The sequence below is a fragment of the Enterobacter cloacae complex sp. P38RS genome (assembly GCF_014930775.1).
Classification (GTDB): domain Bacteria; phylum Pseudomonadota; class Gammaproteobacteria; order Enterobacterales; family Enterobacteriaceae; genus Enterobacter; species Enterobacter bugandensis.
This window is the reverse complement of record NZ_JADBRS010000001.1, coordinates 395669-411667: the sequence shown is the minus strand read 5'-3', so window position 1 is coordinate 411667 and position 15999 is coordinate 395669. Positions and strand designations below refer to the sequence as shown.

Below are 15999 nucleotides of genomic sequence, written 5' to 3'. Positions count from 1 at the left end.
AAATGCCGTAACGCATGTTACGGCGTAATTGTGTGTGAAATAACTCTTTGACGGGAAAAATAAAAATTAATTAGCAGCTTTTTTAATGGCTGCCACAGCAGCTTTAAGTACACCTAAACCATCGATCTTGCCGTACAGCCCCGAGTCGATCACTTCGACCGGTTTATTCGGTAGCAGTCGTTGAATTTCGGGCAACATATAGGCAATTTGCGGCCCCAGTAACACAACATCGGCTTTCTGGCCTTTTTCGCCCGCCAGCGTTTCCGGAAACGCTTCAATCACCACAGGAACTTCATACTTTTCAGCCTGCGCGCGCATCTTTGACACCAGAAGCGAGGTTGACATGCCCGCTGAGCAGAACAGGTAGATATGTTTCTTTTCCATCATAATTTCCCTCTTGTATGACTACCTGCCGTCGCGCTATCACTCGACTCGCTGTCCCGGCAGACAGGTAGCTTGCGTACTGTTGTTTATCGTTGAAGTGAGTATACGCAATGGTACAGAGGGGAGATAATTCTGGATAGGCCTAAATTGTCTCTCATTGACCTGGCTTGTTGACTACCTTCACATTTCAGGCAAATAATTCGCGCAAAGAAATAAGATTAACGTATGAATAAAAAAACCGGCCCAGAGGCCGGTTTGTTAACATCTTCAGGCAAGCAGGGTTACTGCGCCTTAGGTGCCTGCGGATCGGTGTCGTATTCAGCACAGGTCTGATAGCCGGAGTTAATCACATGTCCGGTATCATCCAGCGCGACGAAGTAGGTTTCTGCCTTACCATCACGTTGACCCAGGATATAAGTCTGACACGTACCGCGCGCGTGAATCATGGTCACTTCAGAAGAAGGCTTGCCGGCGATCGCAGCCACCTGCGAACGTGTCATCCCTTTTTTAACGTCTTTAACCACGGGCTGGGTAAACTGATCCTTGGTGCGATCGTAAGCCGTACACCCTGCCAGCATCGTCAGTACCGCCGCTGCGCTAAGAATTCCTGCTACGTTCTTGTTCATATTCCGTCCTCTTGTTTATCAGCGTGTTATCTAAGCATGGGATAAAAAGTACTATTGTTCAACTTTGTGATTTACGCCAGACGAATTTCGGAAAATTCTAATAAAACAACGATAAGCTGCTAAATCGCCGCAAATTAACGCACTCGAAACTGTGATCCTTGTCGTTTTCCGCCCAAAGGGTTAGTTTTAACAGTTAACACATTCTGTTTATGTTCTGCATACGGAGGGCATGATGGCTCTGCAACAAGAGATTATTCAGGCGCTGGGCGCTAAGCCTGCGATAGATGCACAGGAAGAGATCCGCCGCAGCGTGGATTTTTTAAAGTCGTACTTAAAAAAGAACGCTTTCCTGAAATCCCTGGTGCTGGGCATCAGCGGCGGGCAGGACTCTACCCTGACGGGTAAACTCTGCCAGATGGCGATTTCAGAGCTTCGTGAAGAGACGGGCGACGAAGCGCTGCAGTTTATCGCCGTGCGTCTGCCTTATGGGGTTCAGGCGGACGAACAGGACTGCCAGGACGCCATCGCGTTCATCCAGCCCGATCGCGTGCTTACCGTCAATATCAAAGGCTCGGTGCTGGCAAGCGAGCAGGCGCTGCGCGAAGCGGGCATTGAATTAAGTGATTTTGTGCGCGGCAACGAGAAAGCGCGCGAGCGCATGAAAGCGCAGTACAGCATCGCCGGGATGACCAAAGGCGTTGTGGTAGGCACCGACCATGCGGCAGAAGCGATCACCGGTTTCTTCACCAAATACGGCGATGGCGGCACCGACATCAACCCGATTTTCCGTCTCAACAAACGTCAGGGCAAGCAGCTGCTCGCCGCGCTGGGCTGCCCTGAGCATCTGTACAAGAAAGCGCCAACCGCGGATCTGGAAGACGATCGCCCTTCCCTGCCGGATGAAGCGGCCCTTGGCGTCACTTATGACAACATTGATGATTATCTGGAAGGCAAAACGCTGGATGAAGGTACCGCGAAAATTATCGAGGGCTGGTACCTGAAAACCGAGCACAAGCGCCACACGCCAATTACGGTGTTTGACGATTTCTGGAAATAAACGCAAAACGTTAATCTTTGCTCCCTCTCCCCTTTAGGAAGAGGGCATCACGCTACCCGGCTCTTTTTTAACCACAGCACACCTGCTACACTGTATACCTGAACAGTATATGGAGCAGTATGTGAGCAGGCGTCAATCAGCCCCGCGTCTTGAGTTTGAAGCGGCGGCTATCTATGAATATCCCGAACATCTTCGCCCCTGGCTTGAGGCGCTGCCCAAACAGCCGGGCGTGTACATATTTCACGGTGAAAGCGAGACCCTGCCGCTCTACATCGGCAAAAGCGTTAACATTCGCAGCCGGGTGTTATCCCACCTGCGCACCCCGGACGAGGCCGCCATGCTGCGCCAGTCGCGACGCATTACCTGGTTCCAGACGGCGGGAGAAATGGGCGCGCTGTTGCTGGAAGCCCGGCTGATAAAAGAGCAGCAGCCGCTCTTCAATAAGCGCCTGCGCCGCAACCGCCAGCTCTGCTCCCTGCAGATCGCCGACGGCAAGCCGCAGGTCGTCTACGCCCGCGAGGTCGATTTCTCCCACGCCCCGAATCTCTTCGGGCTGTTCGCAAACAAGCGTGCCGCCCTACAGTCTCTGCAGGCGCTCGCGGACGAGCTGCAGCTTTGCTATAGCCTTTTAGGGCTAGAGGGCACCACGCGGGGCCGCGCCTGTTTCCGCTCCGCTCTGAAGCGCTGCGCAGGCGCCTGCTGCGGAAAAGAGAGCGTTGAGGCGCATCACGCCCGGCTCCTCGCGGGCCTGGCCGGGATCAGCGTCAACTGCTGGCCGTGGGACGGCGCCGTTGCGCTAAAAGAAGTGGGTGAAACCATGACGCAGTATCACATCGTCAATAACTGGCTCTGGCTGGGGGCGGTCGATGATTTAAGCGACGCGGCAACCCTGCTGCGCACCCCCGCGGGATTCGACCACGACGGCTACAAAATCCTCTGCAAGCCCGTATTAGCGGGCAAGTTCGAGATCATCGCGCTCAGTGACCCGGCAGCCAGTTAATTTCACTGAACAGCAGGGTGCCCTGAGACTCCAGCAGACGCAGAGTATGGGTCCCCTCCTGCCAGCTGGCGCCCTGATCGGCCGTGAGCAATTTATCACCCAATTGCCACGCCCCGCTTAATACAAACACCACGCCCCCGCGCGAACCAAAGGTGGTAAAAGTACGATCGGCAACCCGCACCTTCGCCTGACAGCAGTCGCGCCGGGTCATGATGTTGAAATCCATCGCCATCCTGCCATCGGAAAGCAGCGCCTTCACCGGCAAATCGCCGGCAAAACTGTAAGGCTGATGCTGTTTAAGGGTATGGCAGAACGCCTGACCGGCATCCAGCGTCACCTCCCCGCCTTCCAGCAGGGTAATGACCCGGTCGACACCGGGAAACGAGGAGAATTCGCCGTTGCTGGCGATGGTCGCAATACTGGCACGCCAGAAAAAATCGCGCGTCGCGGGAGGGATACAGCAAATTTCTCGCGTTTCGCCGGCACCATTGCGCCAGAGGCTGACCGGCATCTTACGAATATCAAAGAACTCCATCACCACTCCTGAATGGCACAACCCGTGCCAGGGCAAGGATATCGCTACCCCTGCAGTCTTGTTTGTTATCGTTAGGTATTCACAGACACAGTATCGGCAGCAGAGCGGGCAGGCCTTAGCGGAACGTTAATAAAAATGCTAACGCCATGACTCTACAGACATTCTCTGAAGCGACTACAGGAGAATACCGCGCTGGCGGCGGCAGGCAAGAGGGCAGAATAGAAAAACCGCCGGTCCTGTCCACAGCGATTTCGCTTTTGTGGACAGGATCCCGGCGGTCTTAAGAGAGTGAACCGATTATTCGGTTGGTGCTGGCATTTTACCTTCCATCGCCGGACGTTCTGTCAGACGCTTCTCAAAATTAGCATTAAACTGTTTTTTCTGTTCCGGGGTCAGAATGTTGTAGATCTTGTTCTGGGTTTCCATGTGGGCCAGCATGCGGGCTTTGTGCTGCTCGGCCATTTTGTCGATCTGCGCTTCGGCTTTCGCCTTATCGAAGCTGTCGCTGGCAATGATGTCATGCATTGCGCGGCGCTCTTCCAGCGGAGGACGCTTCATCTGGTCACGCTGGCTTTTCATGATGTCGCGGATCTGCTGCTTCTGCGCGTCCGTCAGGTTCAAATCTTTGAACATCATCATCTCGTGGTGCATACCCGGCTTGCCTTTATGATGCATCATCATTTTGCCTTCAGCTGGCGCGGCGGTGGTGGTTGCGGTATCTGCGGCGAACGCCATGCTGGTAGCGCCCAGAGCCAGGGTAGAAGCAACAAACAGTGCAGTAAACTTACGCATAATTTATTTCCTTTCTTTCAGTTATTCTTCGGCGCTATGCCGTGTTGACGAGATTAACTTTACGGGGTTTATCGTCAATTAATCAGAGCAACGGTAAAACAATGAAAGTGTAAAAAACAATTTTTCGCCAAATATGGAGGAAATAAGGATAAAGCGTGGAGAGTTGCAACAAGAAATATTCAATACGATGATTTTAAAGCTATTAAGCAGAAGTATAACGAAGTAACGGTGAATAATAAAGCAATTCGCCAGGAATATTCCGTAAAAGAAATCAGAGCGCTTTAATCGCTAAGAAAACATATTTACTTCCCCTCCCGGATGGTGAGAGGGGAAAGGTTCAGGTGAGTTTTTCCAGCATCAGACCGGCCCGCAGGCCAAACGCTACGGAGGGGTTGGGGAACAGCACATATTCGGTGGTTTTCTGCACCTCGTAACGCTCTTCGCCATCTTCCGCCAGCAGAGCCCCTTTGCGAAACGGCGTGAAGTTCAGAGTGTGCGCGGCCATGTGAAGCTGGAAAGCCTCGCTGCGGCGGGTGATCTGCTGTACGACCCGGTAACGCTCAACGGGCTGATGTGCGTGCTCGGTAGCCGTCCCACCGAGCAGCGCCCGAAGCGCGAGCTCCGTTGGCGCAAAGCGCGTGAGATCGTTCTGTCCGAACGGTAGCGCTTTTCCCAGCTCCAGCGTACAGGACAGCGCGCCAAACCGTTCGCAAGTGAAGTGAGTAAAGGTCCCGCCCGGCGACTGATGAAACACCAGCGCCTCCAGCCCGGCATCCCCCAGCCAGCTCAGAAACGCTTCATCCCACGGCTGATTGCGCTGCGGCAGAACACCGAATCTGACATGGTAAGAGGCGCGGATCGCCGTATGCAGATCCAGATGCCAGCGCGCCGGTCCCGCCGCGGCAAAAAACGTCGTCACGACGTTCTCCAGCCACTGCGCGCGCACCGTTTCGTCACTCTGCGGAAACTGCGACCAGCGACCGCCGAACATGCGGTTAATGTCGCTAACCAGGTACCGTTTGTTTTGCGCCAGCGCAGGCGGATTGCCAAGCACCACCAGCACGCGGCACGCAAGGGATATCTCGCCGCGATACAGCGCGCGCAGCAGCCCATCGACGATCTCAACGGGTGCGGTTTCATTCCCGTGGATCCCCGAGGAAAGCAGCAGCGATAACGCACTGCTGGACTTCGGCGTCAGCTCAAGCACCCCGCGCCCCAGCCACCGCCAGCGGAATGAGGGGCCTTCCCCCTCACTCTGGTCCGGCGTTTCATCGGCCAGGGTCAGCGCCAGTAAATTTTCCATATCCACTCCTTTAGCGCTGGAACGGGTAAACCGAGCCCAGCTGCAGGATTGACGATAACGCGTCCAGCGCCTCGCGCCCTTCGCGCAGCAGCTGCGGGTCAACCAGATCGGCCTGCGTCAACCGGTCGCGATAGTAGCGGTCCACCCAGTCGTTCAGGGTGTTAAAGAGCGTCTCATTCATCATGACTGCCGGGTTAACGGCCTGTATTTCATTTGGCGTTAACACGACCCGCAGGCGCAGACAGGCGGGACCACCGCCGTTAGCCATGCTTTCGCGCAGGTCAAACACGCGCAGCTCGTCAATCGGGTTATCAGCCTTCACCAGTTCGGTGAGGTAGCGCCACACGCCCCGATGATCCCGGGACTCCTGCGGCAGCACCAGCATCATGCTGCCGTCATCGCGGCTCAGCAGCTGGCTGTTGAACAGATAGGTTTCGACCGCGTCCTGCACGCTGACCGCCTGCGTTGGCACCTGGATCGGCATAAAGCCGGGCACGCGTTCGTGCAGCGTGGCGAGCAGCTTATCCTGATGGGCAAAGGCCTGCTCATGGCAGAACAGCACCTGGCGGTTGGACACGGCAATCACGTCGTTATGGAACACGCCCTGGTCGATCACGTGCGGGTTCTGCTGGGCAAAAATCACCTGGGAAGGATTGACCTGGTTCAGGCGCGCAACCGCCTGGCTGGCCGCGAGCGTCTGACGCGCTGGATAACGGGTTGGCGCGGCGTGGCCGCCCTCTTCCCGCCCGTAGATAAACAGCTGCACGGCGGGATCGCCGTAATCGCCACCCAGCCGGTTATGGTTGGCCGCGCCTTCGTCGCCAAACATCGCCACCTGCGGCAGGGCCTGATGGATCTCAAAATGGGCGTCATGCTTGAAAATAGCGCGCAGCACGCGCTCCGTGGTGTCCGCTTCGGTGGCGCGATGAAACTTATTATTCAGGTTCGCCACCGTCAGATGGACTTTACCATCCAGCGTATCGGCTGACGGCGCGACGGTGGCCGCGTTGGCCACCCACATTGAAGAGGCAGAGCTTGCCGCAGAGAGCAAATGCGGCGTCTGCGTACCCGCTTTTTCGACGACCTGCTCGTCCGTACCGCTAAATCCTAGCTGGCGCAGCACCGCCACGTTAGGGCGTTCCTGCGGCGGGATCACCGCCTGCGGGAAGCCGGCATCCGCGAGCGCCTTCATTTTTAGCAGCCCCTGCTTCGCCGCCAGCTTCGGGTTGGAGACCTGAAAGCGGTGCTTCGTCGAGGCTTCATTACCAAAGGAGAGACCGGCATAGTGGTGCGTCAGCCCCACCAGCCCGTCAAAGTTGACTTCACGCGCTTTCATGGCCTTCTCCCTTCGTAAAATCGAGCCCCGGGTTAAGCGTCTCCGGCAGCGTCAGCGCCGGGGTTTCCAGACTCGCCATCGGCCACGCGCAGTAATCGGCGGCATACCAGGCGCTGGCGCGATGGTTGCCCGAGGCGCCCACGCCGCCGAACGGCGCGGTGCTCGCCGCCCCGGTCAGCGGTTTATTCCAGTTCACGATCCCGGCACGCGCTTCCAGCAGCAGTTGTTCAAACTTCTCGCGATGCGGCGATATCAGCCCGCTCGACAGGCCGTAGCGGGTGTTATTCGCCATCGCAATGGCCGTATCAAAATCGTCGTAACGCCAGACACACAGCAGCGGGCCAAACACCTCTTCATCCGGAACGCTGCTCGCACCGCTCATCTCAACGATGCCCGGCGTCAGCAGCGAGGTACCCGGCTGAACTTGCTTCGGCTCTAGCAGGGTTTTCGCCCCGCGTGCAACGTGGTCCTGCCAGGCGTTGAGCACGTTCAGCGCGGCCTGTTCGGAGATCAGCCCGCCGATAAACGGCTGCGGGTCGGCATCCCACGCGGCAGGCACCAGCCGCGCGCTCACCTCTACCAGACGCTTCAGGAAGGCATCCCCCTGCGCGCCGCGCTTGACCAGCAGGCGGCGGGCGCAGGTGCAGCGCTGTCCGGCGGTAATAAAGGCAGACTGGATCGTCAGGTGCACCGCGGCATCGATATCGTCGGGATCTTCGACAATCAGCGGGTTGTTGCCGCCCATCTCCAGCGCCAGAATTTTCTCCGGCTGCCCCGCTAGCTGGCGGTGCAGCTGATAGCCCGTTCCGGCGCTGCCGGTAAACAGCAGGCCGTCGATATCGCTCAGCGCGCTCAGCGCCTGGCCGGTTTCCCTCCCGCCCTGCACGAGGTTCAGCACGCCCGGCGGCAGCCCGGCCTGCTCCCATAGCTTCACCACCGCCTCGCCGGTTAACGGCGTAAGCTCGCTCGGTTTGAAGATGACGGTATTGCCCGCCAGCAGCGCGGGGACAATGTGACCATTCGGCAGATGCCCAGGGAAGTTATACGGGCCAAACACCGCCAGCACGCCGTGCGGACGGTGGCGCAGCGTGGCCGCGCCGTCCGGCATCTCAGTATGCTGCTCGCCGGTGCGGGTGTGGTACGCCTTAACCGAAATAGCGATTTTATTGATCATCGCCGTCACTTCGGTCGCCGCTTCCCAGCGCGGTTTGCTGGTTTCGGACGCGATGATGCGCGTCAGCTCGGCCTTGTTGGCCTCCAGCAGTCCGGCAAATTTTTCAATAAGCGCCTGGCGCTCGGCGAATGGCCGTTTTGCCCACGCGAGAAACGCGTGTCGTGCGGAACGGCAGGCCTGCTCGACCTGCGCGACGCTGGCGTCATTTCCCTTCCACAGCACCTCTTTTCCAACTGGATTGGTTTTTACGCGCTGTTCGCCTTCGCCCGTTACCCAGTCACCGTTAATCCATAATGTCATGCTGTTTTCTCCTCAGGGCAGAGACGCACCAGGCGAACCGTATCGCCGGCGTTACATTTCAGGGCATCCAGCTCTGCAGCCGTCAGCACCAGACGTTCACATTTCGGGTTGGTCCGCACCAGCATGGCGCGGAAGTTGGCGTAATTTTCGTTCGCCACCAGGCATGCCGGCCAGTCACCCGGCGCGGGCTGGCCTTCGGATACCTCAACCAGGCGGCTTTTACGGATGGCGCGCACGCGGTCGATATCGCACTCAAGCGTTGGCCCGCCGTCAAAGATGTCGACATAGTTACGGTAGCGGAAGCCCTCTTTCTCCAGCACCGCGCGGGCAGGCGCGGTTTGCGGATGCACTTCGCCAATTACCGCCTGCGCTTCAGGCGTTAAGAAATGGGTATAGATAGGATGTTTAGGCATCAGCTCCGCGATAAAAGCTTTCTGGCCGGTGCCGCAGAGATAGTCCGCCCGGCTGAACTCCATCGAGAAGAAGCGCTCGCCCAGGCTCTCCCAGAAGGGCGAGTAGCCTTTGTCGTCGATCACGCCGCGCATCTCTGCCACCACTTTTTCGTTAAAGCGATCGCGGAAAGCGGCCATAAACATAAAGCGCGATTTGGAGAGCAGATAGCCGTTGCCCTCTTTGCGCCACGCCGGGTCGAGGAAAAGCGTACAGAGCTCGCTGGCGCCCGTGTGGTCATTGCAGAGAAACAGCGTGGGCAGCGCGTTATAGACGTTCAACTCTTTCGAGGCGTGAACCATGGTGCCGACGCGGTAGTTGTACCACGGGTCGTTAAGCCCGACGGCCACTTCAATGGCGCAGATCCCGGCCACGCTCCCCGTTTCGGTGTCTTCCAGTACGAACACGTAACCCTGTTCGCTTTTTGGCAACGTCCCCTGCCAGGTTTGCAGGGCGCGCTCAATGCGCGCTGACAGCGTTTTTTCATCGGCAGGAAGCGAGGTCAGCCCGCCTCCCGTCTTACCGGCAAGCTGCATGAGCCCGGCAATATCGCCGCGCTCAACGGGACGGATGACCATCATGATGACACCCCGGATTTCACCTTCTCACACGCCAGCGCAAAACGATCCAGACCGGTTTGCACCTCTTCCTCGCTGACAATCAGCGCAGGGGCAAAACGCACCACGTTGGCACCGGCAATCAGCACCATCACGCCCGCTTTTGCCGCTTCCTGTGAAATAAGCTTCGCTTTTCCGGCAAACTCAGCCGTGAGCTCGCAGCCGATCAACAGCCCCAGGCCGCGAATTTCTTTAAACAGGCCAAGCTTGCCGTTGATGGCGTTCAGGCGCTCAACGAACCACTCGTGACGCTGCTTAACGCCCTTCAGCACCTCAGGGGTGTTAATGATGTCGAGCACCTGTCCGGCGACGGCGGTCGCCAGCGGGTTACCGCCGTAGGTGGTGCCGTGGGTGCCCACGGTCATCACGCTGGCGAATTTATCGGTGGTCAGCGTCGCGCCAATCGGGAAGCCGCCGCCCAGCGCTTTGGCGGTAGAGAGAACGTCCGGCGTCACGCCGTAGTGCATATAGGCATACAGCTCGCCGGTGCGGCCTACGCCGGTCTGCACTTCGTCGAAAATCAGGACCGCGTCGTGACGGTCGCACAGCTCGCGCAGCCCCTGCAGGAATGCCTTTTGCGCCGGAAGCACGCCGCCCTCGCCCTGCATTGGTTCGACAATCACCGCGCAGGTGGTGTCGTTAATCAGCTCGCTGGCGGACTGCAGATCGTTATAAATGCCGTGGCGAATATCCGGCGGCAGCGGAGCGAAATCCTGCGAATAAGAAGGCTGGCCGCCCGCGCTCACGGTAAAGAGCGTGCGCCCGTGGAAGGCATTTTTAAACGCCACAATCCCGCTCTTGTGCGTCCCAAACTTGTCGTGGGCATATTTGCGCGCCAGCTTCAGCGCCGCTTCGTTGGCCTCCGCGCCGGAGTTACAGAAAAAGACTTTTTCAGCGAAGGTCGCGTCAATCAGCTTTTTCGCCAGGCGCAGCGCGGGTTCGTTGGTAAAGCCGTTGCCGGTATGCCAGAACTTCGCCGCCTGGTCATTCAGCGCCTGACGCAGCGCCGGATGGGCATGACCCAGCGCATTCACCGCAATCCCCCCGGCAAAGTCGATATACTCTTTACCCTGCTGATCCCACAGGCGTGAGCCTTCCCCGCGAACCGGAATAAAAGCCGCCGGAGCGTAAACCGGCATCATCCATTCATCGAAATTTTCACGCGTAATTGACAGAGACATAGCGACCTCATCCGGTAAATAAAAAGTTATTTGAATGTTAAATAATTGAGTGTTTGCACTGTGAATGTAGATTGCAGCCTTCGTGCCAGCCAGCGATAAAAATGCATAAACGGGGTGAGGTAACAGAATATCAATAGGTTACAATATGGAGTTATTCACTGTTAGTGCATAAAAAGTGAATATTTTTACGACAAGCGGCGCTTTGCCGCATGAAAATCAGAAAGAGTATGCACAGGCCAAATATAATTCTGGAATTGTGATCGCTCGCGAAATTTATCGGCCCTTTACGCCCTGTTTGAGGGCGAAGCGCGTCAGAATGGTGCAAATATTGCACCACCGGCAATATCTGTCGCAGTTATTGGTCGAACCCGGTAACAGTTGACGCAAATTCTGCTACCATCCATGCACTATTCACCTTGCACTGGCAGCGACTATGAAATTTGTCTCTTTTAATATCAACGGCCTGCGCGCCCGCCCTCATCAGCTAGAAGCCATTGTTGAGCAACATCAGCCAGATGTGATCGGCCTGCAGGAGACCAAGGTACACGACGACATGTTCCCCCTCGAAGAGGTGGCGAAACTCGGCTACAACGTCTTTTACCACGGTCAGAAAGGTCACTATGGCGTCGCGCTGCTCACCAAAGACACGCCGGTTTCCGTGCGCCGCGGCTTCCCCGGCGACGGTGAAGAAGCCCAGCGCCGCATCATCATGGCGGAAGTGCCCTCCGCGCTCGGGAATATTACGGTCATTAACGGCTATTTCCCGCAGGGTGAGAGCCGCGATCACGAGACAAAATTCCCGGCCAAAGCGAAGTTTTATCAGGATCTGCAGAACTATCTGACGACCGAACTGAAAAAAGAGAATCCGGTGCTGATCATGGGCGACATGAACATCAGCCCAACGGATCTGGATATCGGCATCGGCGAAGAGAACCGCAAGCGCTGGCTGCGCACCGGCAAATGCTCCTTCCTGCCGGAAGAGCGTGAGTGGATGGAGCGCCTGCTGGGCTGGGGCCTGGTGGATACCTTCCGCAATGCCAACCCGGAAACGCAGGATCGCTTCTCGTGGTTTGACTACCGCTCGAAGGGCTTTGACGACAACCGCGGCCTGCGTATCGATCTGCTGCTGGCGAGTACGCCGCTGGCGGAGCGCTGCATCGAAACCGGGATCGACTACGACATCCGCAGCATGGAAAAACCGTCGGACCACGCGCCGGTATGGGCTAAATTCAAGCTGTAATCGCGCGTGAACATACGAAAAACACTCTTCCTGTGCGCCCTTCTGGGCGCATTTCTTATGACACTTGTCATTCTGCCGCCTGACACGCTTTCTCTGGCAGGAATTAAAACCCACCAGCAGACGCTACTCTCCCATGTCGACCACGCGCCGCTGCGTAGCGCGCTGATCTTCTTTGCGCTTTACGTGGCGGTTTCCGCTCTCTCGATACCCGGCGCGGCGGTTCTGACCCTGCTGGGCGGGGCGTTATTTACGCTGTGGGAAGGCACCGTGCTGGTTTCGTTTGCCTCCACGCTCGGGGCCACGCTGGCGATGCTCGCCAGCCGTTACCTGCTGCGCGACTGGGTGCAGCGGCGGTTTGCCCGACAGATGGCAACGGTAAATGCGGGCATGGCGCGCGACGGCGCGGGCTATCTTTTTGCCCTGCGCCTGATGCCGCTGTTCCCGTTTTTCCTGGTGAATTTACTGATGGGGCTGACCCGCATCACGGTCCGGCGCTACTGGTGGGTCAGCCAGCTCGCCATGCTGCCCGCGACGGTTATCTTTCTGAACGCCGGGCGGGAACTGGGAAAAGTGGCATCGCTGCGCGATATTTTGTCGCCGGGCGTGGTATTCGCCTTTACACTACTGGGGTTATTACCGCTGGTTACGCGCCGGCTGTTTTCCCGCTATCTCCCTGCTGATAAAAAGTGAGGCATTATGCGCCGTGTGCGTTTTTGCACGTTTCTGACCGGTCTGCTGTTGGCAGCCCCCCTCTATGCCGCCGACGGCTGGCAAGCTATTCAACAGCAGGCCAAAGGCCAGACCGTCTGGTTTAACGCCTGGGGCGGCGATCCGGCGGTTAACCGCTACCTTGAGTGGGTCAGCGGTGAGATGCAAACGCACTATGCCATCACCCTAAAAATCGTCCCGCTGGCGGATGCCGCCGATGCGGTCAAACGTATTCAGACGGAAGCCGCCGCAGGGCGTAAGACCAACGGCTCGGTCGACCTCCTGTGGGTGAACGGCGAGAACTTCCGCACGCTAAAAGAGGCGAACCTGCTGCAAACCGGGTGGGCGCAGGGTCTGCCCAACTGGCGCTATGTCGATACCCGTAAACCCGTTACGGAAGATTTTGCGATTCCCACCGACGGGGCGGAATCGCCGTGGGGCGGCGCGCAGCTGACTTTTATTGCCCGCAAAGCCAGCATGCCAATGCCGCCGGAGGATCCGCAGGCGCTGCTGGCGTACGCGCAGCAGCACCCGGGCAAGGTGAGCTATCCTCGCCCACCCGATTTTACCGGCACGGCCTTTCTTGAGCAGTTGCTGCTGACGCTTACGACGAATCCCGAGGCGTTACAAAAAGCGCCTGATGATACGTTTGCCCAGGTTACGGCGCCGCTCTGGGCCTACCTCGATAAACTGCACCCGCTGCTGTGGCGTGAAGGAAAAGACTTCCCTCCCTCACCCGCCCGGATGGATGCCCTGCTCGCCAGCGGAAGTCTGAACCTGTCGCTGACCTTTAACCCGGCGCATGCGCAGCAAAAAGTGGCGAGCGGCGAACTGCCTGCCGACAGCTACAGCTTTGGTTTTCAGGGCGGGATGCTCGGCAACGTGCATTTTGTCGCTATTCCGGCTAATGCCAGCGCGAGCGCGGGGGCGAAAGTGGTCGCCAATTTCCTGCTGTCGCCGCAGGCACAGATCCGCAAGGCCGACCCGGCCATTTGGGGAGATCCGAGCGTGCTGGATGCGAAAACGCTGCCCGAAGGTGAAGCGAAACAGCTGCAGGCCCACACGCCTCAGGGGCTACCGAAGGTGCTCCCGGAGCCGCAGTCCGCGTGGGTGAACGCGCTGGAGCAGGAATGGCTGCGTCGTTACGGCACCCGTTAGGCTGGCTTGTCTGGCTGGCGATGACGGTGATTTATCTGCCGATCCTGCCCGCTGGCACCGTGCTGTTCGCGCCGGCCTTTTCCGTGACGAACTGGCAGCGGCTGCTAAACGATCCTCAGCTGCCGCAGGCAGCCATTGCCACGCTGGTCTCAACGCTTATCGCTACGCTGGGGGCCTTGTTTATCGCCCTTTCCCTCGTGGCTCTTTTCTGGCCCGGCACCCGCTGGCGGCGCCTCAGCACGCGCCTGCCGTGGCTGCTGGCGATCCCCCACGTGGCCTTCGCCACCAGCGCGCTACTGCTGTTTGCCGAGGGCGGACTGTTTTATCAGGTTTGTACCGTCTGTTCGCCGCCGTTTGACCGCTACGGCGTAGGGCTGGGCCTGACGCTCGCGGTCAAAGAGAGCGCATTTGTGCTGTGGGCCATTTACGCCGTGCTGCCGGAAAAAGGGCTTGCGCAGCAGAAGATCGTCCTGCAAACCTTTGGCTACGGGCGTTTTCAGACGCTCAGCTGGCTGATCCTTCCGGCGATCGCGCCCGTCCTCGGGGCGGTTATGCTGGCGGTGCTGGCGTGGTCGCTGTCGGTTGTGGACGTAGCGATCGTTCTCGGGCCCGGCAACCCGCCCACGCTGGCCGTGCTGGCCTGGCAGTGGCTGAGCCAGGGCGACGCGCAGCAGCAGGTGAAAGGGACGCTGCTGTGCCTGGTGCTCCTTCTTTTGCTGGCCGCGCTTGCCGCGCTGGGGTACGGCCTGTGGAAGGTCTGGCGTCGCGCGATTCCGGACCTGAGCGGGACGCGCCGCAGGTTGCATCTCGTCCTGCCTGAACGCGCATTCAACGGCTTTTTGCCCGCATGCGGCCTCCTTTGCGCCGCCGTGCTGTTGATGCTGGCGCAGCGGGACGACGTAGGTCCCGTGGGAACCAGCCTCTCCTTCGGTCTGCTTTCGAGCCTTATCGCCCTGATCGTCATTTTTCTCTGGCTGGAATGGGGACCGCAGCGCGGCGCGGCGTGGGTGTGGCTACCGCTCGCCCTTCCGGCACTGCCGCTCGTCACCGGGCAATACGCGATTGCTTTGCATCTGGGTCTCGACGGAGGCTTTATCGCCGTCCTCTGGAGCCATCTGCTGTGGGTGCTACCGTGGATGCTGCTGGTGCTGCAGCCCGCCTGGCGGCGGATCGATCCCCGGCTTATCCTTACCGCCAGAACGCTCGGCTGGCGGCGGGCAAAAATTTTCTGCCTGCTGAAATGTCCCCTGCTGGTGCGTCCTGCGCTGCTGGCCTTTGCCACCGGCTTTTCCGTCAGCATGGCCCAATATATGCCGACCCTGTGGCTGGGCGCGGGACGTTTCGCCACGCTGACCACCGAGACCGTCGCGCTCAGCAGCGGAGGCAGCATCCCGGTTCTCGCTAACCGTGCCCTGGGATTACTGCTGGTCACGGGCGTCGTATTCGGTCTTGCTGCGCTGTTATCCCGGCTCGCGGGCTGCTACCGTCAAGGATTACGCTAATGCTTAAGGTCAACGATCTCACCATCGAACCGCTTTTCCGCGAGGTCAATTTTTGTGTACCCCGCGGGGAGATTGTCACCCTGATGGGGCCGTCCGGCAGCGGCAAATCGACCCTCTTTGCCTGGATGGTCGGCGCGTTGTCAGAGAATTTTCAGGCGCGGGGCGAACTGTGGATCGGCGAACGCCGCTGCGACGGTTTGCCCGTCGAATCCCGCGGTCTGGGGATTCTTTTTCAGGACGCGCTGCTGTTCGACCCTTTCAGCGTTGGGCAAAATTTGCTGCTGGCCTTGCCTGAGCGGATCGCGGGACGCGCACGGCGGGAAGCGGTCAAGCAGGCGCTGGATTCCGCCGGGCTTGGCGGTCATTACGACAGCGATCCGGCCACCCTTTCCGGCGGAGAGCGCGCCCGGGTGAGCCTGCTGCGCGCCCTGCTCGCAGAGCCGCAGGCGCTGCTGCTGGACGAACCGTTCAGCCGCCTTGATAAAGCGTTACGCACGACGTTCCGGGCATGGGTATTTGACGCCGTCCGCGCGCGCAATATTCCGGTGGTGCTGGTCACCCATGACGAGGACGATATTCCGCCCGGCGGCGAGGTGATGGAGATTTCTCGCTGGCAATAATGTGCTAACGCAATGT

Annotated in this window: 16 protein-coding genes; 7 read left to right on the top strand and 9 right to left on the bottom strand. The window is 58.6% G+C overall.

What is annotated here, in order from left to right; all coding sequences use genetic code 11:
• Window positions 1-66: 66 nt before the first annotated feature.
• Both chbB and osmE read right to left on the bottom strand, forming a co-directional pair.
• Entirely contained in the window at window positions 67-384 is a 318-nt protein-coding gene (gene chbB / locus IM303_RS01995; protein ID WP_014883474.1) for a PTS N,N'-diacetylchitobiose transporter subunit IIB, read from the bottom strand.
• 281 nt (window positions 385-665) lie between these two features.
• Window positions 666-1010, bottom strand: a complete 345-nt coding sequence (gene osmE / locus IM303_RS01990) for an osmotically-inducible lipoprotein OsmE (RefSeq protein WP_003857836.1) — start codon at window positions 1008-1010, stop codon at window positions 666-668.
• A 232-nt stretch (window positions 1011-1242) separates the two neighbouring features.
• On the opposite strand from osmE, the gene nadE reads away from it, so the two are divergent.
• Together nadE and cho are read left to right on the top strand one after the other, a co-directional pair.
• Window positions 1243-2067, top strand: a complete 825-nt coding sequence (gene nadE / locus IM303_RS01985; protein ID WP_048959444.1) for an ammonia-dependent NAD(+) synthetase — start codon at window positions 1243-1245, stop codon at window positions 2065-2067.
• A gap of 121 nt (window positions 2068-2188) precedes the next feature.
• Window positions 2189-3067, top strand: coding sequence for an excinuclease Cho (cho, locus tag IM303_RS01980; RefSeq protein ID WP_032644984.1), 879 nt, complete (start codon window positions 2189-2191; stop codon window positions 3065-3067).
• Here cho and ves read toward each other — a convergent pair.
• The 7 genes from ves to IM303_RS01945 form a co-directional block, all read right to left on the bottom strand.
• Window positions 3045-3602, bottom strand: a complete 558-nt coding sequence (gene ves / locus IM303_RS01975) for an environmental stress-induced protein Ves (protein ID WP_045261590.1) — start codon at window positions 3600-3602, stop codon at window positions 3045-3047. The genes cho and ves overlap by 23 nt on opposite strands.
• 297 nt (window positions 3603-3899) lie before the next feature.
• Window positions 3900-4394 (bottom strand): ATP-independent periplasmic protein-refolding chaperone Spy, encoded by a 495-nt coding sequence (spy, locus tag IM303_RS01970; RefSeq protein ID WP_028012795.1) that lies wholly within the window; start codon window positions 4392-4394, stop codon window positions 3900-3902.
• A 337-nt stretch (window positions 4395-4731) separates the two neighbouring features.
• The gene (gene astE / locus IM303_RS01965) at window positions 4732-5697 is read right to left on the bottom strand and encodes a succinylglutamate desuccinylase (protein ID WP_193359534.1); all 966 of its coding nucleotides are present in this window, start codon (window positions 5695-5697) and stop codon (window positions 4732-4734) included.
• A gap of 10 nt (window positions 5698-5707) precedes the next feature.
• Window positions 5708-7033: an N-succinylarginine dihydrolase gene (astB, locus tag IM303_RS01960; RefSeq protein WP_045261593.1), complete on the bottom strand. Its 1326-nt coding sequence runs from the start codon at window positions 7031-7033 to the stop codon at window positions 5708-5710.
• Entirely contained in the window at window positions 7020-8507 is a 1488-nt protein-coding gene (astD, locus tag IM303_RS01955) for a succinylglutamate-semialdehyde dehydrogenase (RefSeq protein WP_049001731.1), read from the bottom strand. The genes astB and astD overlap by 14 nt, the downstream gene beginning before the upstream one ends.
• Complete coding sequence (astA, locus tag IM303_RS01950) at window positions 8504-9538, bottom strand: arginine N-succinyltransferase (RefSeq protein WP_041910463.1); 1035 nt, start codon at window positions 9536-9538, stop codon at window positions 8504-8506. The genes astD and astA overlap by 4 nt, the downstream gene beginning before the upstream one ends.
• Window positions 9535-10755, bottom strand: a complete 1221-nt coding sequence (locus tag IM303_RS01945) for an aspartate aminotransferase family protein (RefSeq protein WP_028012790.1) — start codon at window positions 10753-10755, stop codon at window positions 9535-9537. The genes astA and IM303_RS01945 overlap by 4 nt, the downstream gene beginning before the upstream one ends.
• Before the next feature lie 433 nt (window positions 10756-11188).
• Between IM303_RS01945 and xthA the strand changes: the two genes are divergently transcribed.
• Genes xthA through IM303_RS01920 form a run of 5 tightly spaced genes read left to right on the top strand, consistent with a single transcriptional unit; the run spans window position 11189 to window position 15983 of the window.
• Window positions 11189-11995, top strand: coding sequence for an exodeoxyribonuclease III (gene xthA, locus IM303_RS01940; protein ID WP_032644863.1), 807 nt, complete (start codon window positions 11189-11191; stop codon window positions 11993-11995).
• Window positions 11996-12001: 6 nt separating this feature from the next.
• Complete coding sequence (locus IM303_RS01935) at window positions 12002-12685, top strand: TVP38/TMEM64 family protein (RefSeq protein ID WP_049001729.1); 684 nt, start codon at window positions 12002-12004, stop codon at window positions 12683-12685.
• Between the two features lie 15 nt (window positions 12686-12700).
• Complete coding sequence (locus tag IM303_RS01930) at window positions 12701-13861, top strand: ABC transporter substrate-binding protein (protein ID WP_049001742.1); 1161 nt, start codon at window positions 12701-12703, stop codon at window positions 13859-13861.
• Window positions 13834-15363: a thiamine ABC transporter permease gene (locus tag IM303_RS01925; protein ID WP_049001726.1), complete on the top strand. Its 1530-nt coding sequence runs from the start codon at window positions 13834-13836 to the stop codon at window positions 15361-15363. Before IM303_RS01930 ends, IM303_RS01925 begins: the two co-directional genes overlap by 28 nt.
• The gene (locus IM303_RS01920; protein ID WP_049001723.1) at window positions 15363-15983 is read left to right on the top strand and encodes an ATP-binding cassette domain-containing protein; all 621 of its coding nucleotides are present in this window, start codon (window positions 15363-15365) and stop codon (window positions 15981-15983) included. Before IM303_RS01925 ends, IM303_RS01920 begins: the two co-directional genes overlap by 1 nt.
• The last annotated feature ends 16 nt before the right edge of the window (window positions 15984-15999 follow it).